At 72.2% G+C, this 24130-nt stretch carries 21 protein-coding genes; 14 read left to right on the plus strand and 7 right to left on the minus strand.

All coding sequences use genetic code 11. The features are described from left to right. Positions 1-38 precede the first annotated feature (38 nt). From ACZ4WQ_RS24500 to ACZ4WQ_RS24545, 10 genes are all read left to right on the plus strand, one after another. Positions 39-782, plus strand: a complete 744-nt coding sequence (locus tag ACZ4WQ_RS24500; protein ID WP_311725641.1) for a TetR/AcrR family transcriptional regulator — start codon at positions 39-41, stop codon at positions 780-782. 335 nt (positions 783-1117) lie between these two features. Next, complete coding sequence (gene hpnC, locus ACZ4WQ_RS24505) at positions 1118-2167, plus strand: squalene synthase HpnC (protein ID WP_398374022.1); 1050 nt, start codon at positions 1118-1120, stop codon at positions 2165-2167. Beyond that, positions 2164-3126 (plus strand): presqualene diphosphate synthase HpnD, encoded by a 963-nt coding sequence (hpnD, locus tag ACZ4WQ_RS24510; protein ID WP_311725642.1) that lies wholly within the window; start codon positions 2164-2166, stop codon positions 3124-3126. Before hpnC ends, hpnD begins: the two co-directional genes overlap by 4 nt. A 203-nt stretch (positions 3127-3329) precedes the next feature. Then, a complete protein-coding gene (gene hpnE, locus ACZ4WQ_RS24515) occupies positions 3330-4742 on the plus strand; it encodes a hydroxysqualene dehydroxylase HpnE (RefSeq protein WP_398373969.1) in 1413 nt (470 codons plus the stop codon). After that, positions 4739-5839: a polyprenyl synthetase family protein gene (locus tag ACZ4WQ_RS24520; protein ID WP_311725645.1), complete on the plus strand. Its 1101-nt coding sequence runs from the start codon at positions 4739-4741 to the stop codon at positions 5837-5839. The genes hpnE and ACZ4WQ_RS24520 overlap by 4 nt, the downstream gene beginning before the upstream one ends. Before the next feature lie 106 nt (positions 5840-5945). Beyond that, the gene (gene shc, locus ACZ4WQ_RS24525) at positions 5946-7889 is read left to right on the plus strand and encodes a squalene--hopene cyclase (protein WP_385344705.1); all 1944 of its coding nucleotides are present in this window, start codon (positions 5946-5948) and stop codon (positions 7887-7889) included. After that, on the plus strand, positions 7889-8632 hold the full coding sequence (locus tag ACZ4WQ_RS24530; protein ID WP_398373970.1) for a phosphorylase family protein: 744 nt from the start codon (positions 7889-7891) through the stop codon (positions 8630-8632). Before shc ends, ACZ4WQ_RS24530 begins: the two co-directional genes overlap by 1 nt. After that, positions 8559-9584, plus strand: coding sequence for an adenosyl-hopene transferase HpnH (hpnH, locus tag ACZ4WQ_RS24535; protein WP_311725648.1), 1026 nt, complete (start codon positions 8559-8561; stop codon positions 9582-9584). The genes ACZ4WQ_RS24530 and hpnH overlap by 74 nt, the downstream gene beginning before the upstream one ends. Before the next feature lie 77 nt (positions 9585-9661). Continuing rightward, positions 9662-11659: a 1-deoxy-D-xylulose-5-phosphate synthase gene (gene dxs / locus ACZ4WQ_RS24540; RefSeq protein ID WP_398373971.1), complete on the plus strand. Its 1998-nt coding sequence runs from the start codon at positions 9662-9664 to the stop codon at positions 11657-11659. Then, complete coding sequence (locus tag ACZ4WQ_RS24545) at positions 11656-13056, plus strand: aspartate aminotransferase family protein (RefSeq protein WP_398373972.1); 1401 nt, start codon at positions 11656-11658, stop codon at positions 13054-13056. The genes dxs and ACZ4WQ_RS24545 overlap by 4 nt, the downstream gene beginning before the upstream one ends. 53 nt (positions 13057-13109) lie before the next feature. On the opposite strand, the gene ACZ4WQ_RS24550 is transcribed toward ACZ4WQ_RS24545, so the two are convergent. Beyond that, on the minus strand, positions 13110-13919 hold the full coding sequence (locus ACZ4WQ_RS24550; RefSeq protein ID WP_398373973.1) for a tyrosine-protein phosphatase: 810 nt from the start codon (positions 13917-13919) through the stop codon (positions 13110-13112). 172 nt (positions 13920-14091) lie between these two features. Here ACZ4WQ_RS24550 and ACZ4WQ_RS24555 point away from each other — a divergent pair, with 172 nt between their 5' ends. Beyond that, positions 14092-16197 carry an alpha-galactosidase gene (locus ACZ4WQ_RS24555; RefSeq protein ID WP_398373974.1) on the plus strand — a complete coding sequence of 702 codons (2106 nt, stop codon included), beginning with the start codon at positions 14092-14094 and terminating at the stop codon, positions 16195-16197. Positions 16198-16276: 79 nt separating this feature from the next. Beyond that, positions 16277-17098: an SGNH/GDSL hydrolase family protein gene (locus ACZ4WQ_RS24560; protein WP_311725653.1), complete on the plus strand. Its 822-nt coding sequence runs from the start codon at positions 16277-16279 to the stop codon at positions 17096-17098. Between the two features lie 87 nt (positions 17099-17185). Here the strand turns inward: ACZ4WQ_RS24560 and ACZ4WQ_RS24565 are convergent, their stop codons facing one another. Continuing rightward, on the minus strand, positions 17186-17626 hold the full coding sequence (locus tag ACZ4WQ_RS24565) for an ATP-binding protein (RefSeq protein ID WP_311725654.1): 441 nt from the start codon (positions 17624-17626) through the stop codon (positions 17186-17188). Positions 17627-17762: 136 nt separating this feature from the next. On the opposite strand from ACZ4WQ_RS24565, the gene ACZ4WQ_RS24570 reads away from it, so the two are divergent. Next, positions 17763-18632, plus strand: coding sequence for a helix-turn-helix domain-containing protein (locus tag ACZ4WQ_RS24570; protein ID WP_358844712.1), 870 nt, complete (start codon positions 17763-17765; stop codon positions 18630-18632). Positions 18633-18635: 3 nt separating this feature from the next. After that, positions 18636-18887 carry a DUF397 domain-containing protein gene (locus ACZ4WQ_RS24575; protein WP_311725656.1) on the plus strand — a complete coding sequence of 84 codons (252 nt, stop codon included), beginning with the start codon at positions 18636-18638 and terminating at the stop codon, positions 18885-18887. Here ACZ4WQ_RS24575 and ACZ4WQ_RS24580 read toward each other — a convergent pair. The 5 genes from ACZ4WQ_RS24580 to ACZ4WQ_RS24600 are packed head-to-tail and all read right to left on the minus strand — an operon-like array spanning position 18841 to position 24098. Further along, positions 18841-19743 carry an STM4011 family radical SAM protein gene (locus ACZ4WQ_RS24580; protein ID WP_311725657.1) on the minus strand — a complete coding sequence of 301 codons (903 nt, stop codon included), beginning with the start codon at positions 19741-19743 and terminating at the stop codon, positions 18841-18843. The two genes, ACZ4WQ_RS24575 and ACZ4WQ_RS24580, sit on opposite strands and share 47 nt — an antisense overlap. Positions 19744-19753: 10 nt before the next feature. Next, positions 19754-21136, minus strand: coding sequence for an STM4012 family radical SAM protein (locus ACZ4WQ_RS24585; RefSeq protein ID WP_468022393.1), 1383 nt, complete (start codon positions 21134-21136; stop codon positions 19754-19756). Next, entirely contained in the window at positions 21133-21936 is an 804-nt protein-coding gene (locus ACZ4WQ_RS24590) for an STM4013/SEN3800 family hydrolase (protein WP_398374023.1), read from the minus strand. The genes ACZ4WQ_RS24585 and ACZ4WQ_RS24590 overlap by 4 nt, the downstream gene beginning before the upstream one ends. 7 nt (positions 21937-21943) lie before the next feature. Next, positions 21944-23137, minus strand: a complete 1194-nt coding sequence (locus ACZ4WQ_RS24595) for an STM4014 family protein (protein WP_361191952.1) — start codon at positions 23135-23137, stop codon at positions 21944-21946. After that, positions 23118-24098 carry an STM4015 family protein gene (locus ACZ4WQ_RS24600; RefSeq protein WP_398373977.1) on the minus strand — a complete coding sequence of 327 codons (981 nt, stop codon included), beginning with the start codon at positions 24096-24098 and terminating at the stop codon, positions 23118-23120. Before ACZ4WQ_RS24600 ends, ACZ4WQ_RS24595 begins: the two co-directional genes overlap by 20 nt. Positions 24099-24130: the final 32 nt, after the last annotated feature.

A 24130-nucleotide genomic window follows, 5' to 3' on the forward strand; every position in this document is an offset into this window, starting at 1 on the left:
GTTCTTGTCGAGCGGCGGGGTATCAGGGAGGGGGACGCGTGTCGCCAGGGGAAGCGCACGTCGCACCGTACTCACGGCGCGAGCGGCTGCGCATCGCGACCATCCGAGAGATCAAGGATGTCGCCCGGACGCTCCTGGTTCAGGAGGGTCCGGAGAATGTGACGATCCGGGCCATCGCCCGTGAGATGGGCATGACCGCGCCCGCCGTCTACCGCTATTTCAGCAGCCGTGACGCCCTGATCCTCCAGCTGCGTGTGGACATCTTCGCCGAGATGGCCCGTTATATGCGCGGGGTGATCGGCCGGCTGCCCGAGTCGGAGCCCGGCCGCGGGCTGATCGGCGGGGCGCGAGCGCTGCGCATCTGGGCCATCAAGCACCCCCATGAGTTCGGGCTCATACTCGGCCCCTGGGCCCCGGGCCTGGGCCGGGAGGAGACCAAGCCGGACCGGAACATGGGCTGGGTCTTCGGCTCGGTGTTCTCCGACCTGATCTCGGACCTGTGGCGGGTGCGCGGCTTCCCCGCCCCCAAGGAGGAGGAGCTCGACCCCGGGCTGGTGCGGGCGCTGGTGGAGCTCAGCGAGGACCAGGGCGTCGAGATGCCTCCGGGCGCGCTCGCCGTGATGCTCCGCTGCTGGGTGCGGCTGTACGGGGTGATCTCCATGGAGGCCCTCGGCCATATGTCGTTCGCGATGCCGGAGGGGAAGTCGTTCTTCGAGTTCGAGCTGCGCCATCTGTGTCTGATGCTGGACATCGAGGAGTTCTACGAGGAGGACACGGCCTAGGGTCCCCCTAGGGGATCTCCCGGGGCCGCCTCGGGGTACATCCCCGCACGTTTGTACACCGAGAGGCGTAAGCTGTACCGGTGCTCATTCGGACACGTGGGACCTGCGTCGCCGCCCCCTGCGGGGGGCGTGGCCGTGAGCGCCCTTGACCTGGCGGTGCGGCGTGTCGGCGTGTCGGCGTGTTCACGTCTTGTCGACCTTGGTAACCGGTGTAGAACGGGGGATGTGACGGCATTGGCTACCCGGCCCATCTCCAGCTCTCCTACAGGGCCCGGTCACCCGGGTCCGGGCGGAGACCTGGACCTTGCCCGTGCGCCTGGCTGTCCACGGTGACCGTGGAGGACGAGCGCAGCGGGTCCCATAGCACGTCCAGCGGTCCCCTCGACGGGCGGGAGGCCGCCCGGGCCGTACTCGACAAGGCCGCGCACGAGAACTTCCCCGTCGCACCCTTCTTCCTCCCCCGCGCCTGGCGGGCCGACCTCATGGCCGTCTACGGCTACGCCCGTCTGGTCGATGACATCGGCGACGGCGATCTGCCCCCCGGCGGCGCCGACGCCGAGCTGCTGGGCCTCGACCGGGACCGGGCCGGCGATCCACTCGCGATGCTCGACGCCTTCGAGAGCGATCTCAGGCGCGTGTTCGACCATGCGCACAGCAACATCGCAAACGGCAACATCGCAAACGGCAACATCGCAAACGGCAACATCGCAAACAGTGACAACGCAGGCGGCACCGGCGACACGGACACCGCGGACGGAGCGTCCCCGGAGCCCCGCCATCCGCTGCTGCGCGCGCTGCTGCCCACGGTCCGCCGCCACCGGCTGTCCCCCGAGCCGTTCCTCGGCCTGATCGAGGCGAACCGGCAGGACCAGCGGGTGCGCCGGTACGCCACCTATGAGGACCTCCTCGGCTACTGCGAGCTGTCCGCCAACCCCGTGGGCCGCCTGGTGCTCGGCGTCACCGGCACCACGAGTCCCGAGCGGGTCCGCCGCTCCGACAAGATCTGCACCGCACTCCAGATCGTCGAGCATCTCCAGGACGTCGCCGAGGACCTCCGCCGCGACCGCGTCTATCTGCCCGCCGAGGACATGAAACGCTTCGGTGTGACCGAAGCCGACCTCGCCGCTCCCACGGCCGGGGCCCCGGTGCGCGCCTTGATCGCCCATGAGGCGGCGCGCGCCGAGACCCTGCTGAATGAAGGGACCCCCCTCGTGGGTAGCGTCCACGGCAGGCTCAGGTGGTTGCTCGCCGGGTTTGTGGCCGGGGGGCGGGCCGCTCTGAGGGCGGTCGCGGCCGCGGGATACGACGTACTTCCTGGACCGCCCAGACCCACCAAGCTCAGCCTGCTGCGCGAGGCGGGGGCGACACTGCGAAGAGAGGGGTGAGCCGGACCGTGACCGGATCTCCGCACGAGTCCGCGCCAGTGCTCGCGGCGTACCGGTACTGCGAGGTCGTGACCGGGCAGCAGGCCCGTAACTTCGCGTACGGCATCAGGCTGCTGCCGACCGAGAAGCGCCGGGCGATGTCGGCGCTCTACGCCTTCTCGCGCCGTATCGACGACATCGGGGACGGCCGGCTGGACGCCGACGCCAAGCGGGCGCGGCTGACCGAGACCCGCGCCGTGCTCGACCGCATCAGGAGCGGCGCCATCGAGGAGGACGACACCGACCCGGTCGCCGTCGCGCTCGCCCACGCCGCGCGCCGCTTCCCGATCCCGCTCGGCGGGCTCGACGAGCTGATCGACGGCGTGCTGATGGACGTGGCCGGCCAGACCTATGAGACCTGGGACGACCTCAGGGCCTACTGCCGCTGTGTCGCGGGCGCCATCGGGCGGCTCTCCCTCGGCGTCTTCGGCACCGTGAGCGCCCCCGGGGTGAGCGCGCGCGAGCGGGAGCGCGCCCCCGAGTACGCCGATACGCTCGGCCTGGCCCTCCAGCTCACCAACATCCTCCGGGACATCCGCGAGGACGCCGTCGGCGGTCGCACCTATCTCCCCGCGGAGGACCTCGCCAAGTTCGGCTGTCCGCCGAGCATCCACACCTCGACGGCCCCGCCGGACGCCGACTTCACGGGACTGGTGCAGTTCGAGGTCCGGCGGGCCAGAGCCCTCTTCGCCGAGGGCTACAAGCTGCTGCCGATGCTCGACCGCCGCAGCGGGGCCTGCGTGGCGGCCATGGCCGGGATCTACCGCAGACTCCTGGAGCGCATCGCCCACGAGCCGGAGGCCGTGCTGCGCGGCCGGGTCTCGCTCCCGGGCCGCGAGAAGGCGTATGTGGCCGTCCGCGGCCTGGCCGGGCTCGACGCCCGCGCCGCCGCCCGGCGCACTCCCCGGGGGCGGACATGACACTCCCCGCGGATCCGCACCCACGCCCGCGCCCACGTGCGCAGGCCGGCCCCGGCGCCCGGGGCGCAGAGACTGAAGGCCGCCCCCTCGGGGCGGCCGCGCCGTCGCGGACGAAGACCGAAGCGACGGCCGGAGCGAAAGCCGGAGCGAAGGCGGACGGCGTCGGTGCGGGGGCGGGAGCCGGCGGCGGGCGGCGGGGCTCCGTGGTCGTCGTGGGCGGCGGGCTGGCGGGCACCACCGCGGCGCTCGCGCTGGCCGACGCCGGGCTGCGGGTGACGGTGCTGGAGGGCCGCCCCCGGCTGGGCGGGCTCGCCTTCTCCTTCCGCCGCCCGTCCCCCGTCGGGGAGCTGACCGTGGACAACGGCCAGCATGTGTATCTGCGTTGCTGCACCGCCTACCAGTGGTTCCTCGACCGGGTCGGCGGCTCCCGGCTCGCCCCGCTCCAGAGCAGGCTGGACGTGCCCGTTCTGGACGCCGCAGGGCGGCCGGGGCGGCGCCTGGGCCGGCTGCGCCGCGCCGCCCTGCCCGTGCCGCTGCACCTGGCCGCGAGCCTGGCCACCTACCCGCACCTCTCGCTCGCCGAGCGCGCCCAGGTGGGGCGCGCCGCGCTCGCCCTGGGGCGTCTTGACCCGGCCGACCCGGCGCTGGACGGGGTGGACTTCGGCGACTGGCTGCGCCGCCACGGGCAGTCCCCGCGCGCCGTCGAGGCGCTGTGGGACCTGGTCGGGGTCGCCACGCTCAACGCCACCGCCCGCGACGCCTCGCTCGGCCTGGCCGCCATGGTCTTCAAGACCGGGCTGCTCTCCCACCCCGGCGCGGCGGACATCGGCTGGGCCCGCACCCCCCTCGGCGAGCTGCACGACACCCTCGCCCGCGCGGCCCTGGACCAGGTCGGCGTGGACTGCGAGCTGCGAGCGAAGGTGACCGCCGTCACCCGCACCGCCCAGGGCCGCTGGACCGTGCACAAGGCGGGCGGCGCGCCGCTGGAGGCGGACGCGGTGGTGCTGGCCGTACCGCAGCGCGAGGCCCATGCACTGCTGCCCGAGGGCGCCCTGGCGGACCCGGACCGGCTGCTGCGCATCGACACCGCGCCGATCCTCAACGTCCATGTCGTTTACGATCGCAAAGTCATGCGCCGCCCCTTCTTCGCCGCGATCGGCACCCCCGTCCAGTGGGTCTTCGACCGCACCGACGCCTCGGGCCTGGCGAAACTCCCCGGGGCGGGGGAGAGCCAGTATCTGGCGCTGTCCCAGTCCGCGGCGCACCAGGAGATCGACCTCCCCGCCGCCGAGCTGCGCGCCCGCTATCTGCCCGAGCTGGAGCGGCTGCTGCCCGCCGCCCGCGGCGCGGCGGTGCGCGACTTCTTCGTCACCAGGGAGCGCACCGCGACCTTCGCCCCCACCCCCGGCGTCGGCCGGCTGCGGCCCGGGGCCCCCACGAACGTGCCTGGCCTGTATCTGGCCGGTGCGTGGACCGCCACCGGCTGGCCCGCGACCATGGAGGGCGCCGTGCGCAGCGGGTTGTCCGCCGCCCGTGCGGCCGTCTCCGACATCGTCCGCCCGCACCTCGACCCTCCCCCCGCCGCCGGCCGGGGGATCCCCAAGGAGGCGGCATGAGCACCATCACACAGAACCATCAAGGAGAGACCGTGACTCCGGCGACCCCCGCAGCCGACACCGCAGGCGTCATCGCGCTGCTCGAGCGCGGACGCACGCTTGCCACGCCGGTGCTGCGCGCCGCCGTGGACCGACTGGCCTCACCCATGGACACCGTGGCCGCCTACCACTTCGGCTGGATCGACGCCGAGGGCCGTCCTGCCGCGGGCGACGGCGGCAAGGCCGTCCGCCCCGCCCTCGCGCTGCTGTCCGCCGAGGTGGCGGGCCAGGCCCCCGAGGTGGGCGTGCCCGGCGCGGTCGCGGTGGAGCTGGTCCACAACTTCTCGCTGCTGCACGACGACCTGATGGACGGCGACGAGCAGCGCCGCCACCGTGACACCGTCTGGAAGGTGCACGGACCGGCGCAGGCCATCCTCGTCGGCGACGCGCTCTTCGCCCTGGCCGGCGAGATACTGCTCGAACTGGGCACGGTGGAGGCCGGGCGCGCCACCCGCCGGCTCACCTCCGCCACCCGCAAGCTCATCGACGGCCAGGCCCAGGACATCAGCTACGAGCACCGCGAGCGGGTCACCGTCGCCGAGTGCCTGGAGATGGAGGGCAACAAGACCGGAGCGCTGCTCGCCTGCGCCGCCTCCATCGGCGCCGTCCTCGGCGGCGCCGACGACCGCACCGCCGACACCCTGGAGCGCTACGGCTACCACCTGGGGCTCGCCTTCCAGGCCGTGGACGACCTGCTGGGCATCTGGGGCGACCCCGACGCCACGGGCAAGCAGACCTGGAGCGACCTGCGCCAGCGCAAGAAGTCACTGCCGGTGGTGGCCGCCCTCGACGCGGGCGGCGAGGCCTCCGAGCGCCTCGCCCGGCTGCTGGCGGCCGACGCGAAGAAGACCGAGGCCGAGTTCGCCGACTTCGACGAGGAGGAGTTCGCGGCCCGCGCCGAGCTGATCGAGCAGGCCGGCGGCCGCGACTGGACCTCCCAGGAGGCCCGCCGGCAGCACGCCACCGCCATCGCGGCGCTCGACCAGGTGGACATGGAGGACCGGGTCCGGGCGCAGCTCGTGGCGCTCGCCGATTTCGTCGTCGTACGAGAGAGATGATCACTATCGACCGCATATAGCTCGCAGTCGCCGGCCGGTACCCCATCGGGGTGCCGGCCGACGGAAGCCCCACGACGGCAGAGATCTCACACTGCAAGGGGAAGCCATGACAGCGACAACAGTCCATCCGCCCGAGCCACTCGAACCCGCGACTTTAACGCTTGCCCGGGAGGCGACGGCCCGGGCCACCCGCCACCTGTTGGACCGCCAGGACGAACAGGGCTGGTGGAAGGGCGACCTGGAGACCAATGTCACCATGGACGCCGAAGACCTGATGCTGCGCCAGTTCCTGGGCATCCAGGACCCGGCCACGCTCGAGGCCGCCGCCCGTTACCTCCGCTCCGAGCAGCGCGCGGACGGCACCTGGGCCACCTTTCACGGCGGCCCTCCGGAGCTCTCCGCCACCATCGAGGCGTATGTCGGCCTGCGGCTGGCCGGCGACCGGCCCGACGCGCCCCATATGGCCGCCGCCTCCGTCTGGGTGCGCGAGCAGGGGGGCATCGCGAGCAGCCGGGTGTTCACCCGCATCTGGCTGGCGCTTTTCGGCTGGTGGAAGTGGGAGGACCTGCCCGAGCTGCCCCCTGAGCTCATCTACTTTCCGAAGTGGTTCCCGCTCAACATCTACGACTTCGGCTGCTGGGCGCGGCAGACGATCGTGCCGCTCACCATCGTCTCGGCCAAGCGCCCCGTGCGGCCCGCGCCCTTCGCCCTCGACGAACTCCACACCGACCCCCGGCGGCCCAACCCGCCGGCCGCTCCCGCCCCCCTCGCCTCCTGGGACGGCGCCTTCCAGCGCCTGGACCGGGTGCTGCACGCCTACCACAAGGTCGCGGTCCGGCCGCTGCGCCGGGCCGCGCTGAGATCCTGCGCGCGCTGGATCGTCGAGCGCCAGGAGAACGACGGCTGCTGGGGCGGCATCCAGCCACCGGCCGTGTACTCCCTGATCGCCCTGCACCTGCTCGGCTACGACCTCGACCACCCCGTGATGCGCGCCGGGCTGGCCTCCCTGGACCGCTTCGCGCTGTGGCGCGAGGACGGCAGCCGGATGGTCGAGGCCTGCCAGTCACCGGTCTGGGACACCTGTCTGGCCACCATCGCGCTCGCCGACGCCGGGCTGGCCCCGGACCACCCCGCGCTGGTCAAGGCCGCGGACTGGATGCTCGACGAGCAGGTCACCCGCCCCGGCGACTGGTCGGTGCGGCGCCCCGGGCTGCCGTCCGGCGGCTGGGCGTTCGAATTCCACAACGACAACTACCCCGACACCGACGACACCGCCGAGGTCATCCTGGCGCTGCGCCGGGTGAGCCACCCCGACCCCGGGCGGGTCGAGGAGGCCGTGCGGCGCGGCACGCGCTGGACGCTCGGCATGCAGTCCAGCGACGGCGCGTGGGGCGCCTTCGACGTCGACAACACCAGCCCGCTGCCCAACCGGCTGCCGTTCTGCGACTTCGGGGAGGTCATCGACCCGCCGTCCGCCGATGTCACCGCACATGTCGTCGAAATGCTCGCCCATGAGGGCAGGGCCCAGGACCCGGCCGCCCGGCGCGGCGTCGCCTGGCTGCTGGCCGAGCAGGAGGACGACGGCTCCTGGTTCGGCCGCTGGGGCACGAACTACGTCTACGGCACCGGCTCGGTCGTCCCCGCGTTGGTGGCCGCCGGGATCCCGGCCTCCCACCCGGCGGTCCGCCGCGCCGTCCGCTGGCTGGAGGGCGTCCAGAACGAGGACGGCGGCTGGGGCGAGGACCAGCGCTCCTACCCCCACCGGCAGTGGTCCGGGCGGGGCGCCTCCACCGCCTCGCAGACCGCCTGGGCGCTGATGGCCCTGCTGGCGGCGGGGGAGCGGGAGAACAAGGCGGTCGAGCGCGGGGTCACCTGGCTCGCCGAGACGCAAGGCCAGGACGGGTCCTGGGACGAGCCGTACTTCACGGGCACCGGCTTCCCCTGGGACTTCTCCATCAACTACCACCTGTACCGGCAGGTCTTCCCGGTCACCGCGCTGGGGCGGTACGTCAACGGCGAGCCCGCCGTGGCGCGGCCGCGGAGATCCTGATGACCCCCGGCCCGGGCCCGGCGCCGCTGCTGATCGCCTGCGCGCTCGGCATCGAGCGGTTCGCCCTGCGCGGCGGCGACTTCGGCGCGGCCGCCGGGCCGGTGACCGTACTGCGCACCGGCATGGGGCCGCAGGCCGCCGAGCGCGCGGTGACGCGCGCGCTCGCCGGGTCCGTCGTGCCCGGCGGAGGCGCGCCCGGCGCCGCCGTCATCGCCACCGGCTTCTGCGCCGGCCTGGCCCCCGGGATGCACCCGGGGGACCTGGTGGTGGCCGAGGAGACCCGGGACGGGGCGGGCCACACGCCGTGCACCGGCACCGCGGTTCTCGCCGAGGCGCTCACCCGACTGGCCCGGGCGGGCCCCGGGCGCGCCGTCCACACCGGCCCGCTCGTCGGGTCCGGCCATGTCGTACGGGGCGCCGAGCGCGCCCGGCTGCACGCCACCGGCGCGATCGCGGTGGACATGGAGTCCGCCGCGACGCTCCGAAGCGCCGTGGCCGCCGGGGTACGCCCGGTTGCGGCCGTACGAGTGATCGTGGACGCTCCTGAACATGAACTCGTCCGTATCGGAACACTGCGCGGGGGAATATCGGCTTTCCGTGTACTACGCACTGTCCTTCCCGCTTTCTTTGCCTGGCACCGTTCTTCGCTGCTCCCAGGAGGTGAGCTAGATGGCCATGCCGCTCCGTCAGACCATCCGGGTCGCGACGTATCTCTTCGACCAGAAAGTGATCAAGCGTCGTGACAAGTTTCCGTTGATCGTCGAGCTTGAGCCGTTGTACGCCTGCAACCTGAAGTGCGAGGGATGCGGAAAGATCCAGCACCCCGCCGGGGTGCTGAAGCAGCGGATGCCGGTCGCCCAGGCGGTGGGCGCGGTGCTGGAGTCCGGTGCGCCGATGGTGTCCATCGCGGGCGGCGAGCCCCTGATGCACCCGCAGATCGACGAGATCGTGCGGCAGCTGGTGGAGCGCCGGAAGTATGTCTTCCTGTGCACCAACGCCATGCTGCTGCGCAAGAAGATCCACAAGTTCAAGCCCTCTCCCTATTTCGCGTTCGCGGTGCACATCGACGGGCTGCGCGAGCGGCACGACGAGTCCGTCGCCAAGGAGGGGGTGTTCGACGAGGCCGTCGAGGCGATCAAGGAAGCGCAGCGGCGCGGCTTCCGGGTGACCACCAACTCCACCTTCTTCAATACCGACACCCCGCAGACCGTCGTCGAGGTGCTCAACTTCCTCAACGACGAGCTCAAGGTGGACGAGATGATGATCTCGCCCGCCTACGCCTATGAGAAGGCGCCCGACCAGGAGCACTTCCTGGGCGTCGAGCAGACCCGCGAGCTGTTCAAGAAGGCCTTCGCGGGCGGCAACCGGAGGCGCTGGCGCTTCAACCACAGCCCGCTCTTCCTGGACTTCCTGGAGGGCAAGGCCGACTTCCCCTGCACCGCGTGGGGAATCCCCAACTACTCGCTCTTCGGCTGGCAGCGCCCCTGCTATCTGATGGCCGACGGATACGTCCCCACGTACCGTCAGCTCATCGAGGAGACCGACTGGGAGAAGTACGGCCGCGGCAAGGACCCGCGCTGCGACAACTGCATGGCCCACTGCGGCTATGAGCCCACCGCCGTGCTGGCCACGATGGGCTCCCTCAAGGAGTCGCTGCGCGCGGCCCGCGAGACGGCCGGTGGAAGCCGCGGGTGACGTTGGCCGAAGACGGCGACGGCGGATGTCTCGTCGAATCCGCGGCAGTGGCCGATACGCAAGGAGGGGATCCGCGCATGCGACTGCTCGAGGGTGTCCGGGGCCCACACGACCTCAAGGAGCTGAGTGAGGGAGAGCTCGCCGAACTGGCGGAGGAGATCAGGGCGTTCCTGATCGAGGCGGTGGCCAGAACCGGCGGACACCTGGGGCCCAACCTCGGTGTCGTCGAGCTGTCCATAGCCCTGCACCGCGTCTTCGACTCGCCCCGGGACCGCATCCTGTGGGACACGGGGCACCAGTCCTACGTCCATAAACTGCTCACCGGCCGCAAGGACTTCTCCAAGCTCCGCGGCAAGGGCGGCCTGTCCGGCTACCCCTCGCGAGCCGAGTCCGAGCACGACGTCATCGAGAACAGCCACGCCTCCACCGTCCTCGGCTGGGCCGACGGCCTGGCCAAGGCCAACGAGGTGCTCGGCCGCACCGACCGGCATGTCGTCGCGGTCATCGGCGACGGCGCGCTGACCGGCGGCATGGCCTGGGAGGCGCTCAACAACATCGCCGCCGCCCGGGACCGCCCGCTGATCATCGTCGTCAACGACAACGAGCGCTCCTACGCGCCCACCATCGGCGGCCTCGCCGACCACCTCGCCACCCTCCGCACCACCGACGGCTACGAGCGCTTCCTGGCCTGGGGCAAGGATGTGCTCCAGCGCACCCCGGTGGTCGGCCAGCCGCTGTACGAGTCGCTGCACGGCGCCAAGAAGGGGTTCAAGGACGCCTTTGCGCCGCAGGGCATGTTCGAGGACCTGGGGCTGAAGTACGTCGGCCCCATCGACGGACATGACATCGCGGCCGTCGAATCGGCCCTGCGCCGCGCGCGGCGCTTCCACGGCCCGGTCCTCGTCCACTGCCTCACCGAGAAGGGCCGTGGCTACCGGCCCGCGCTGGAGGACGAGGCCGACCGCTTCCACACGGTCGGCGCCATGGACCCGCTCACCTGCGCGCCCCTCGCGCCCTCCGGCGGACGGTCCTGGACCTCGGTGTTCGGCGAAGAGATGGTGCGGATCGGGGCCGAGCGCCCCGACGTGGTGGCGATCACCGCCGCGATGCTGGACCCGGTCGGCCTCGCCGAGTTCGCCCGGGCGTATCCGCGGCGGGTGTGGGACGTGGGCATCGCCGAGCAGCACGCCGCGGTCTCGGCCGCCGGTCTGGCGACCGGCGGGCTGCACCCGGTCGTCGCGGTCTACGCCACCTTCCTCAACCGGGCCTTCGACCAGGTGCTGATGGATGTCGCCCTGCACAAGTGCGGGGTGACCTTCGTGCTGGACCGCGCGGGCGTCACCGGCACCGACGGCCCCAGCCACAACGGCATGTGGGACATGTCCGTCCTCCAGGTGGTGCCCGGTCTGCGGATCGCGGCCCCGCGCGACGCGGAGCAGCTGCGCGCCCAGCTGCGCGAGGCGGTCGATGTGGACGACGCGCCCACCGTCATCCGCTTCCCGAAGGAGTCGGTGGGCGCGCCGATCCCGGCGCTCGCCCGCGTCGGAGGCATGGATGTGCTGCGCCACGGCGGCCCGGAGCCGGCGGACCGGGGCGGCGGCGGTGATGTGCTGCTGGTCGTGGCCGGGGTGATGGCCCAGGTCGGCCTGGCGGCCGCCGAGCTGCTGGCCGAGCGCGGCATCGGCTGCACGGTCGTCGACCCGCGCTGGGTCAAGCCCGTCGACCCCGCGCTGCCCGGGCTGGCGGCGCGCCACCGCGCGGTGGCCGTCGTCGAGGACAACAGCCGCACCGGCGGGGTGGGGGCGGCCGTCGCGCAGGCGCTGCGCGACGCCGAGGTGGATCTGCCGGTGCGCACCTTCGGCATCCCCGAGGCGTTCCTGGCGCACGCCAAGCGCGGGGAGGTGCTCGCCGACCTCGGGCTCACCCCCGCCGAGACGGCGGGCCGGATCGGGGCCGCCCTGGCCCGTATCGACATGGCCCGGATGGGCGCGCCCGCCCCGGCCGGCGCCGGCTCCGCCTCCACCCCCGCCGCCCGCCCGGCCCCGCCCGCGGCCCGCAAGGAGAAGGACGCATGACAGCAGCCGAGCAGCGATCGGGCTTCGACCTCGGGAAGCTCCTGGCCGACCGCGGCTCCGAGCGCTACGACCTGCACGCCCGGCACCTCAACCACCAGCTGCCGCGCATGCTGCACACCATCGGCTTCGACAAGGTCTACGAGCGGGCCGAGGGAGCGTACTTCTGGGACGCCGAGGACCAGGACTACCTCGACATGCTCGCCGGCTTCGGGGTGATGGGCCTGGGCCGCCACCACCCGGTCGTCCGCAGGGCGCTGCACGACGTGCTGGACGCCCAGCTGGCCGATCTGACCCGGTTCGACTGCCAGCCGCTGCCCGGCCTGCTGGCCGAGAAGCTGCTCGGCCACGCCCCGCACCTGGACCGGGTCTTCTTCGGCAACAGCGGCACCGAGGCCGTGGAGACCGCGCTGAAGTTCGCCCGGTACGCCACGGGCAGGCCGCGCGTCCTGTACTGCGAGCACGCCTTCCACGGGCTGACGACCGGCTCGCTGTCGGTCAACGGGGAGGACTCCTTCCGCAAGGGGTTCGCGCCGCTGCTGCCGGACACGCCGATTCCGCTCGGCGACCTGGCCGCGCTGGAACGGGAGCTGAGGCGCGGCGACGTGGCCGGGTTCGTCGTCGAGCCGATCCAGGGCAAGGGCGTCCACGAGACCCCGCCCGGCTATCTGCCGGCCGCACAGGAGCTGCTGCGCAGGCACAAGGCGCTGCTGATCGCCGACGAGGTGCAGACGGGGCTCGGCCGCACCGGGGACTTCTTCGCCTATCAGCACGAGGCGGGCGTGGAGCCGGACCTGGTGTGCGTGGCCAAGGCCCTGTCGGGCGGATATGTGCCCGTCGGCGCGACGCTCGGCAAGGACTGGATCTTCAAGCGCGTCTATTCGTCGATGGACCGGGTGCTGGTCCACTCGGCGAGCTTCGGGGCCAACGCGCAGGCGATGGCGGCGGGGCTGGCCGTCCTCGCGGTCATGGAGGACGAGAAGGTCGTCGAGAACGCCCGGATCACCGGCGACCTGCTGCGCACCCGGCTGGCCGCGCTGGTGGACCGCTATGAGCTGCTCCATGAGGTGCGCGGCCGCGGGCTGATGATCGGCATCGAGTTCGGGAGGCCGACCTCACTGGGGCTGCGGAGCCGCTGGGCGATGCTCCAGGCGGCCCGCAAGGGGCTGTTCGCGCAGATGGTGGTGGTGCCGCTGCTCCAGCGGCACCGCATTCTCACCCAGGTCTCCGGCGACCATCTTGAAGTCATCAAGCTGATCCCGCCGCTGATCATCGGGGAGCGGGAGGTGGACCGCTTCGTCGACGCGTTCACGGCGGTCATGGACGACGCGCATGGGGGCGGCGGCCTGATGTGGGACTTCGGGCGGACGCTGGTCAAACAGGCCATGGCGCAACGCTGACCGCGCCGGGGCGGGCGGTGGCGCCCGCGCCCGCCCCACGCCGGATCAGCGGCTCAACCGGCGAGCAGCCGCTCCCGCAGCCGCTCCCGCTTGGCCGCGTCGAGGCCGAGCCCCTGGGCGAGGTACTTGTCGGTGTCGCCCCAGGTCTCCTCGATGGCCTCGAAGGCGGTCGCCAGATACTCGGCGCGGGCGTCGAAGAGCGGCGAGAGCAGCTCCATCACCTCGGGGGACATGCCGTCCTCCGCATGTGAGGCGCGCCATACCTTGTAGCGGCGGTGGGCGGCGGCCGACTCCAGATAGTCGGCCTCGATGGCGTCCCGCTCCACGCCGAGGGCCAGCAGGGTCACCGCGATCGACAGACCCGCGCGGTCCTTGCCGGCCGAACAGTGCATCAGCGCGGGCGCGCTGCCGTTCGCGAGCTCGTCGAGCACCTGGCTGTGCTCGGCGGTCCGGGTGGTGATGATCAAGCGGTACGAGTCGATCATCCGCTGCGCCGCCCGCCCCTCGCCGAGCATCTCGCGCAGGGTGGCCAGATCGCCCTCGCGGACCATGGTCCAGAACCCGGCGCCGTCGGCCGGGTCGGAGAGCGGGAGGCCGACGGTCCGTACGCCCGTGAGCGCCACGTCCGAGCCCTCGAGCCTGATGTCGGCGGAGTTCCGGAAGTCGAAGACGGTGTGCAGCCCGAGCGATTCGAGGAAAGCGGTGTCGCTCTCGGTGGCGTGCGCCAGATGACCGCTGCGGAACAGTACGCCAGGCCCCACGCGCCGCCCGTCGACCGTCGGCAGACCGCCCACGTCCCGGAAGTTGCGCACGCCCGAGAGCTCGGGCTCGATCGACGGAACCTGCGGCGTCTGCTGCGTCACGGGCGCTCCTCACGGCTCGGCCGCCAGCGCCGCTCGTCGGCGAGGCGGACTGTGCTGACCATACGACATGCGTGCGCACCGGCGACCGGTCCATGACCGGGGCCGGTCGAGTATTGCGCGCCGGGTGCGCTGCCCCGATGATGTTCAGGTCTGTGCGGAATTGGGGAGAGTGATGATCGAAATCGGTGGTAGTGGTCGCGTCTGGCTGCTGTCGGGACGGCGGAGCAGCTATGCGCTGCACCTCACGGAGAACGACGAGCTGCTTCACCTCCACTGGGGCCCGCGCATCGCGCTCCCGGACGCCGAGGCGCTCGCTGATGAGTCCGTCCCCCCGGAATGGGGGTTCGAATCCCCCCTGGACGGGCGCGAGGAGTACCCGGTGGAAGGCGGGCCCCGCTTCGTACGCCCCGCCCTGTCGGTGCGGTCGCGGGACGTCCGGGGCACCGAGTGGCGCTTCGAGCGGGGCGAGGTGGCCGACACCGGCGACGAGCTGCGGCTCCACTTCCACGACCCGCTGCACCACCTCGCCCTCACCCTCCACTACCGGATGCGCGACGACTTCGACGTGATCGAGCGCTGGACCACCGCCGCCCACGCGGGCGGCCCGGACGACGCCCCGCTGGAGCTGCTGCGCGTCGACTCCGCCGCCTGGTCCCTCCCGGGGCGCGACCGCTGGCGGCTGACGCATCTGTACGGGCGCTGGGCCGCCGAGAGCCAGGTGGCGCGCACCGAGCTCACCCCCGGCGAGAAGGTGCTCGGCAGCCGCCGCGGCCACACCAGCCATCAGCATCTGCCCTGGATCGCCCTGGACGAGGGCGCGGCCACCGAGGACCACGGCGAGGTGCACAGCTGCGCCCTCGCCTGGTCCGGGTCCTGGCGGATCGCCGTACAGCGGCTGCCCGTCGGCACCGTGCAGACGGTCGGCGGCGTCGGCCACGACGACTCGGGCCAGCTGAGCCTGGCACCCGGCGAGTCCTACGCCACGCCCGTCTTCGCGGGCCTGTGGACCGACGGCGGGTTCGGCGGAGCCAGCCGCGCCTGGCACGCCTGGCAGCTGGCCCATGTGATCCCCGACGCCGACCGGTCCAGGCCGGTGCTCTACAACTCCTGGGAGGCGACGTTCTTCGACGTCGGCGAGGAGCAGCAGCGCGGGCTCGCCCGCCGAGCCGCCGAGATGGGCGTGGAGCTGTTCGTCGTCGACGACGGCTGGTTCGGGGCGCGCACCAGCGACCGCGCCGGGCTCGGCGACTGGACCCCCAACCTCGACCGCTTCCCCGGCGGCCTGAAGCCCCTCGCCGACGAGGTGCACGCGCTGGGCATGCAGTTCGGCATCTGGGTCGAACCGGAGATGGTCAACCCCGACAGCGACCTCTACCGGGCCCACCCCGACTGGGCGCAGCACCGCCCCGGGCGCACCCGCACCGAGTTCCGCAACCAGCTGGTGCTCAACCTCGCCCGGCCCGATGTGCGCGAGCACCTGTGGGAGCGGCTGGACACCCTGCTGTCCGGCGCGCCCATCGACTATGTGAAATGGGACTTCAACCGGTCCTTCACCGACCCGGGATGGCCCGGCGACCCGTACCCCCAGCGGCTCTGGATCGAGCATGTGCGCGGGTTCTACGAGCTGCTGGAGCGCCTGAGGGCCGCGCACCCGGGCGTCGCCTTCGAATCCTGCTCGGGCGGCGGCGGCCGGATCGACCTGGGCGTCCTCGGACTCACCGACCAGGTGTGGACCTCGGACAACACCGACCCGCTGGACCGGCTGCCCATCCAGCACGGCTTCAGCCAGCTGCACCCGGCCCGCGTCATGGCCGCCTGGGTCACCGACACCCCCAACGCCCTGGGCAATCAGCGGGTCACCTCGCTGCGCTTCCGCTTCATCAGCGCGATGGCCGGGGTGCTCGGGGTGGGCGGCGACCTGAGCCGGTGGAGCGAGGCCGAACTCGCCGAGGCGCGCGACTGGGTGGCGCTCTACAAGCGCATCCGGCCCGTCGTCCAGCACGGCGAGCTGTACCGGCTGCGGCCGCCGGGGGACGGCGGGCTCAGCGCGGTGCAGTACGTGCGCGGCGAGGAGACCGTGGTGCTGGCCTGGCTGCACGCGCAGCGCCTCGGCGAGCGCCAGCCACGGCTGCGGCTGCGCGGGCTCGACCCCGAGGCCCGGTACGAGGACCTGGAGACCGGAACGGTCCACCGGGGAGCCGTGCTCGCCCACCACGGCCTCGCGACCGGGCTGCGTCACGACCTGGACGCCGCCGTATTCCACCTTCGGCGCATCTGACCAGGTGGGATAGATCACCCTTCGTCAACCCCTGCCTACGGTGGCGTAGGTCACTCGTCAGGGTGAAAGATGTCGGGACGTGGCAGACGATGCGAAGAGACTCAACAGTGGCGTGATCGGGTCGTACGCAGCCATCGGGGACAGCTTCACCGAGGGCGTCGGAGACCCGGATCCCGAAGGCATGTTCATCGGCTGGGCGGACCGGCTGGCCGTCCTGCTCTCCGACCGGCATTCCGGGGGCGGGCCCGCGAGCCCGCCCCCGGCCGAGTTCCGCTACGCCAACCTCGCCGTGCGCGGCCGGCTCCTCGACCAGATCGTCGAGGAGCAGGTCCCGCGCGCGATGGAACTCGGCCCCGATCTGGTGACCTTCTGCGCGGGCGGCAACGACATCCTGCGGCCCGGCAGCGACCCCGACGATGTCGCCGAGCGCTACGAGGCGGCCGTGGCCAGGCTCACCTCCCGCGTCGGCACCGTGCTGCTGTGCACCGGGTTCGACCCGCGCGGCGTGCCGGTGCTGCGCCATCTGCGCGGCAAGGCCGCCATGTACACGGCCCATGTGCGCTCGATCGCCGACCGGTACCGATGCCCGGTGCTCGACCTGTGGTCGCTGCGCTCCGTACAGGACCGGCGGGCCTGGAGCGAGGACCGGCTGCATCTGTCGTCCGACGGACACACCCGGGTCGCGCTGCGCGCCGCCCAGGTGCTCGGCCTCGAGGTGCCGGCCGACCCGGATCAGCCCTGGCCGCCGGAGGGGCCGCGCTCGGCCGCCGAGGTGCGCCGGGACAACCTCCACTGGGCGCGCGAATACGCGGTGCCCTGGATCGGCCGACGGCTGCGCGGGGAGTCGTCGGGGGACCATGTGGAGCCCAAGCGACCGGATCTGCTGCCGCTGCGCCCCTGAAGCTCCCGAAGCGCCCCTGAACTCCCGGCCCCCCTGAACTCCCGAAGATGGCCAAACCGCGAACGCGGAACAGGGCCGCGTGCGATGCTAGGCCAGGTAGGCCCACACGGCGCGGCCCGTGCCTCCGGTGTCAGGTCTGACGCCCCATGCCTCGGAGAGGGCCTCCACCAGCATCAGCCCGCGTCCGCCCTCTTGGTCCACGCTCACCGACCGGGCCTGTGGCTCCGTACGGGCGCACCCTTGGTCGGCCACTTCCAACCGCAAGCGCTTGCCCATGAGCTGCAAGCTGCACCGCACCTCTTCGCTGGATGTGTGGCGCACGGCGTTGGTGAAGAGTTCGGAGACCACCAGTTCGGCGTTGTCGCACATTTCCTGCGTTGCTCCCCATGAGCACAGCCGCAGCACGACCAGCCTTCTCGCCTCCGCGACGGAAGTGCTCAGTGCCGGCAGACGAAACGCGTCTTGCAGGCACGGAGCGGAGAGCGAGCCGCTGCGCCCTAACCGGAGAGCCTCATAGGAAGGAGCCACGCCGACACTATGCTCTGCGCCACTCGCGTATGGCAAGGTTCAATCTGTAAATTGCAGAATCGAAGACACAGTCTGTTGTTGAAGCTGAGCGCGTGCCAGACTGCTGTGATGTGAAGGTAGTTGGAGGGGGACGGTAGTGCCGGATGCGAGGGCGGGCGGCGGCGCCCCGACCGTCCTGAGAGTCGTGCTCGGCAAGCGGCTACAGGACCTCAGGGAGAAGGCCGGGCTGTCGTACGAGCGGGCGGGACGCGCGCTCGACGTCACCCATGCCACGATCCGCCGCATGGAGAAGGCCGAGGTCGGCCTGAAGCTCCCGTATGTCGAGAAGTTGCTGCGCACCTACGGGGTCACCGACCCGGAGGAGGTCGAGGGGTTCCTCTCCCTCGCGCGCGAGGCCAACAAGCCCGGCTGGTGGCACCGCTTCCGGGATGTACTGCCGGAGTGGTTCAACACGTTCGTCAGCCTCGAGGGCGAGGCCAACCTCATCCGGGCCTACGAGCCGCACTATGTCCCCGGGCTGCTCCAGACCGAGGACTACGCCCGTGCGGTGCTGCGCGCCGGCATGCCGCACGCCCCCGAATCGGAGATCGAGCGCAATGTCGCCCTGCGCATGGAGCGGCAGTCCCTCCTCATCCGCGAGAACTCACCGATGCTCTGGGTGGTGATGGACGAAACGGTGCTGCGCCGTCCCATTGGCGGGCCCGACGTCATGCGCGATCAGATCACGCGGCTCATCGATGCCGCGACCTTGTCCAACATCAGGTTGCAGATCATGCCGTTCGACGCCGGGCCCCATCCGGCGATGTACGGCCCCTTCCATATCTTCCGGTTCCCGATCCAGGAGTTGCCGGATATCGCGTACACGGAGTCGCTCGTCAGCGGCTCCTACTACGACCAGCGCGATGACGTTTCGGCGTTCCTGGAGGCCTTGGACCGGATGTGTGCGCAGGCCGCGCCTGCACAGACCACTCAGGCCATTCTGAGTGGCATTCGCAAGGAGATCTGACCAATGGATCGCATTCGCAGGGACCGCGTCTACAGCGGAATGCCGGCGACCGACCTCGGAACCGAGGGCTGGCACAAGCCGTGGAGCGGCGGCAACGGGGGAAGTTGCGTCGAGGCCATGAGACTGAAGGACGGAAGGGTCGCGCTGCGCCAGTCCACGGATCCGGACGGGCCGGCCCTCATCTACACGCACCTGGAGATGAAGCGGTTCATCCAGGGGGCGAAGTCAGGCGAAGCGGACTTCCTCCTCGCCTGATCCGAACCGGGCCGGCCGTGGCCGGAATCCGCTCCAGCACCCCGCCCGCGAAGACGTCGTACAGCGGCAGCGACTCCAGGTGCACATAGCCGATATGGCAGTCGCAGACGGCGAGCGGGCAGGAACGGGGTGCCAGGGCCGCGCGGTACGACCCGTCGTAGAGATTGCCCAGTTCCGCCCGGACGAAATGGCAGCGGCGCACCGTGCCGTCGCCGTCCACCGAGATCACCGAAGCGCCGGTCCGGCACGGCAGACCGGCGCTTCGGTGCGGATGGCGGCTGTAGCCGAACAGCGGGTCGAGCGCGGTCCACTCGGTCGCCTCCTCGTCCGTATAGGAGCGCCCCTCGGCCGCGTTGACCCACAGATAGACGTGCTCGGGCAGCTCGGCGCGCAGCCTCCGGGCGGGCTCCAGATGCTCGGGCAGGCCGACGATGCCGACGCTGTGGCGCACCCCGAGCGCCGCCAGCTCACGGCTCTTGGCCAGGAACCGGTCGTACGGCGTCTGGCCCGGGTGGAAGGTGCACCACAGCGCCACGGTGTCCGTGTCGGCCTCCGCCAGCCAGCCCGTACGGCAGCTGAGATTCGTCTGGATCGCCACCCGGGCGATGTGCGGCAGCCGGCTGAGCTCGGTCAGCGCACGGCGGTACCAGGAGCGCACCAGTCCCTCGCCCCACGGGGTGAACAGCACCGACAGCCGGTCGCCCGTGTTCGCCGCCGCCCAGGCGGTGAAGCGCTCCAGCGCGGCCCGGTCGGCGCGCAGCTGCTCCGGGGTGTCGCGCCGCTTGGCGAACGGGCAGTAGGGGCAGTCGTAGTCGCACGAGGCCAGCGGGCCGCGGTAGAGGATCGTCAGGTCCACGCCGGTCGCCTCACTTCAGGTCGTAGTCGGCCATGGCGGCGCGCACCGCGGGGGAGAACAGCTCCGGCCCGAGCGCGTCGGAGTACGCCAGCCCCTCGGCGGAGAGCCGCAGCAGTCCGGGGGCGGCGTCCGGGTCCAGCCAGCCGCGCTCGGCGAACCGCGCCAGCTCGGTAGGGAAGTCCTCGGCCGGGTCGGTGCCGAACCGTGCCCGGTAGCCGGCGACCGGCATGCCGTCCGCCTGGAGGACCGACTGGAGAAGATGGCGCCGGCGGGCCTCGTCCCCGGTCATCGCGCGGCCCACCTCGGCGCGCGCGAAGTCGGCCGCGGGCCGCGCCGTGTAGTCGTCGATGATGCCGCGGATCTCCCGCATGTCCACCGCGTAGTCGAACGAGTAGTGCAGCGCCGAGGTGTACGAGCGGGCGCCGCAGCCAAGACCGACCATGCCGTCGGTCTGGCAGGCGTAGTCGTCCCCGCCGCCTGGCTCCCTGCCGGTCCCGGGCGCGTCCCGGCGGCGGAACATGCGCATGGACACCTGCTCATAGCCGTGGGCGAGCAAGTGGTCCCGGCCCGACCGGTACAGCCGCAGCCGCTGGGCGTCCCACTCCGCGTCGGTGGCCGCGGCGTCGCGGCGGCCCAGACCGGTCAGCGGGCGCACGTACAGCGGATACAGATACAGCTCCTCGGGGCGCCAGGCCAGGGCGGCGTCCAGGGACCGCCGCCAGGTCCGCTCGGTCTGCCCGTCGATGCCGTAGATCAGATCGATGTTGAGCACGGGGATACCGGCCTCGCGGATCCGCCCCAGCGCCGCCTCGACGTCCTCCCGGCGCTGCGGCCGCACCGCCGAGCGCGCCTCGTCGTCCACGAAGCTCTGCACGCCCAGGCTCAGCCGGGTGGTGCCGCGCTCGGCCAGCACGGCCAGCCGGTCGGCGGTGGCGGTGGCCGGGGACGCCTCGACCGAGAGCGGAACGGCCGCCAGATCGGCCCCCATGCGCCGGCTCGCGATATCGCACAGCCGCTCCAGCTCGGCGGCCTCCAGGAAGGTCGGGGTGCCGCCGCCGAAGGCCGCCGTGGTGAACCGGGCCCGGTCGCCCAGCGCCTCGCGGACCGTGTCGGCCTGCCGCTCCAGGGCGCCCAGATAGGCGCTCACCAGCCCCTCGGGGGCGCCGACGCGCGTGAAGAGATTACAGAAGCCGCAGCGCACCTCGCAGAAGGGGATGTGCAGATACAGCGAGAGCGAGTCCTTGGGCTCCTCCTCCCACAGCTCGCGCAGCGCGGGCCGCGGGTCCAGCGGGCGGTAGGCGGTCTTGTGCGGGTACGCGTAGACGTACGACTGGTACGGGCGGACGGGCGCGGCGGTACCGGTGGCGTGGCTGACGGTGGTGCTGGTGGTCATGAGGCCTCGAGGAAGAAGTGGGTGTACGGCACGGTCCAGACGACTTCATGGCCGAGCCGGTGGCCCGTGTAGCCGTCGTCTCCGTACGCCGTGCCGTGGTCGGAGCAGACGATCGCGAAGCCCGGGCCGCGGCCGCTCATCGCGGAGAACAGCCGGCCGATGTGGCGGTCGACGTACTCAAGTGCGGCGGCGTGCGTGGCGCGCGAGTCGCCCGCCTCGCGGGTCGCGCCGGGCAGATGGAACCAGTTGGGCTGGTGCAGCGCCGAGATGTTCACGAAGAGGAACAGTCGGCGGTCAGGCTCCAGCCCGGCGATGACCTTCTCGGCGCACGCGACCTGCGCCTCGAAGGAGGTGGGGGACGGAACGCCGAACTCCGGCTCCCAGTGGCTCTCCTGGAAGAGCCCGGGGAGCACCGAGCCCAGCGCACCCCGCTTGTTGAAGAACCCCACCCCGCCCACGCAGACCGTGTGATACCCGGCGGCCGCGAGCCCGGACACCAGGTCCGGGGTGTCGAACACATAGGTGCCCTCGGCGGTGGTCTCGCTGCCCGCGAACCGGGCGGCGAACAGCCGCCGGTGCGGACCCGGCGCGGCGGGTGTGGGCAGGAACCCGGCGAACATCGCCTGGTGCGAGGCGTAGGTGAAGCTGCCGGGCGCATGCCGCTCGTCCCACGCCCCGCCGGGCATCCGGCTCGCCAGGTGCGGGATCCGACCCTCGGCGGCCAGCTCGGCCGCCACGTCGTAGCGCAGGGTGTCCAGGGTGACCAGCAGCAGATCGTGGCTGCCCACGATCTCGTTCATATCGGGCTCAGGCAACGGCATCGGCGCCGCCCTCTCCCGCCACCCTTTTTGCCGCGGGCTTTCGCCCCCGGACCACGGCCGCGACCTGCGCGCCGTAGGTGTCCAGGCCCTCCGCGCCGCTGCCGGGCAGGCCGGTGAGCCGGGGCAGCAGATCGCCGAAGGCGTTGACCTCGCCGATCGAGAAGTGCCGCCATCCGGTGCCGGGCAGCAGATCCACGCCGACGCACAGGGTGCCAGGGAAACAGGCCGCCGCCCGCTCCGCCAAGCCCAGCACCTCGCCCCAGGACACCCCGGCCGCCTCCGCCGCGGCGCGCGCGGCGGCCAGGTCGCCACGGATGCCGCCGAGGTGGAGATTGGTCATCGGGGAGCGGCTGGTGCGCACCACGGCGTGGCTCGCCCGCCCGTCGACCACCACGACGCGCAGGTCGGCGGCGCGGCCGTGCTGCGCCGCCTTGGGCACCCAGCGCTCGATGTGCAGCCCGTCCGGGGCCAGCGTGTCGACGATCGCGGCGATCTCCGCCTCCGTCTCGTACCGGCGCACCCGCAGCGAGTTGAACAGCCGCCCGTCGGCGGTGCGCTCCACCGAGGTCGCGGCGCGCACCCGGCCGTGGGCGCCCCACTCGACGGCGAGCACCCCGGAGGCGGACGAGCCGTGCGCGAGCTTCACAAAGGCGCGACGCAGCCCACCGGTGCCCGCCAGCAGCGCCCGTACGTCCTCCCAGCCGCGGACGGGCGGCGCCTGGGGGCCGGAGGTCGGCGACGGCGGCACCGGGACCCCGGCCTCGCTCAACACGCCGTGGCACAGCCGCTTGTCGAACATGACGGCCAGCTCGCCCGGATCGTCCAGCATCCGCGCGCCCCCCGCCGCGGCCGCCCCGGCGACCTGGCGCACGGCGCCGGTGAACCGGGCGTACCAGCGCGCGGTGCCCTCGACGCGGGTCGGGTCGTCGGCGCCGCGCAGCAGCAGCTCCACCTCCTCGTCCTCGCCGGGGGAGTCCAGCCGCACCGTCTCGCCCGGCTCGAACCGGGGCCCGCTGTCGTACAGCACCTCGCGCCAGGGCAGCACCCGGGGCTCGGTCAGCCCCGCCGCCCGCACGGCGTCCGCGAACATCTCCACCCGGCGGCCACCGGGGTTGCCGACCACCGCGAAGCGCACGTCGCCGCGCCCCTCATGGCGCGTCTCATTCGGAGACGGCGACATAGCGGTGCTCCTCGTCGCTCTCGTCCCCTGCCCACCTGTGCGGCTGTTGCTGCTCCGAGAGGTCCACCTCGACCCCGCTCGGCTCCAGCGCCTCGCGCACTCGCTGCGCCAGCTTCTCGCTCAGGTAGTGGTGGTGGAGGTCGAGCGCTGTGAGGTGGGTCAGCGGCTGGCCTTCGAGCAGGGCCTCGGCGCCCGCGTCGGTCAGCGTGCCCATGGACAGGTCCAGGGAGGCGAGCTGGGCGACGACGGGGGCGGCGGCGACGGCGGCGGCTATCTCGTCCTGCATCTCGCTGTTCTGAAGGCCCAGATGGCGCAGCTCGGGGAAGCGGCCGCCGGCCAGCAGCGGCGCGAGGTCGGCGACGGTGGCGTCGCCGCCGTACTGGTCGATCCCCAGCCACAGCGCGAGGTGTTCGAGGCGGGGCAGCTCGCTGTCGCAGACGGCCCGTACGATACTCGCGGGCAGACCGCCGGACTCGAACCGCAGCGTCCGCAGCCGCTCATGGCGCACGGGGCGGAAGGCCAGCGCCTCATCGGGTGCCCCGTAGCCGCAGCCGCGCGCCACGAACTCCTCGAGCAGCGGGTACGCCTCGACCACCGGCGTCACATCGGTCATCTCCAGCCAGGACAGCTCGCACTCCTCGGCCGTCACATCGCCGAGAAAGATCGACCGCAGCGCCGGCAGGCGCTCGGCGGACTCCGTCAGCCGGTCGATCACCGGCTGCACGGATTCGTACCCTCCCTCGCCCCACCAACTGCCGATGACGATCGCGCGGACCCGGTCCGCCGGAACGGTCTCCAGGAAGTTCCGCCACAGCTTGTCGAAGGGGAGGTCGTCGTCCCAGCCGCAGGCCAGCCGCCAGGCCACGGCATCGGCGGGCGGCAGGTCACAGGCGTCGGTCCCGGACGTGGCGAAGTCGGTCACGGGGAGGCCCGCGAAGGTCTCCAGATATGCGCTGATCATGAGGCGGTGCGGTCCTTTCGGTCGTCGTGGTG

It is taken from the genome of Streptomyces sp. NPDC028305, from assembly GCF_055569495.1.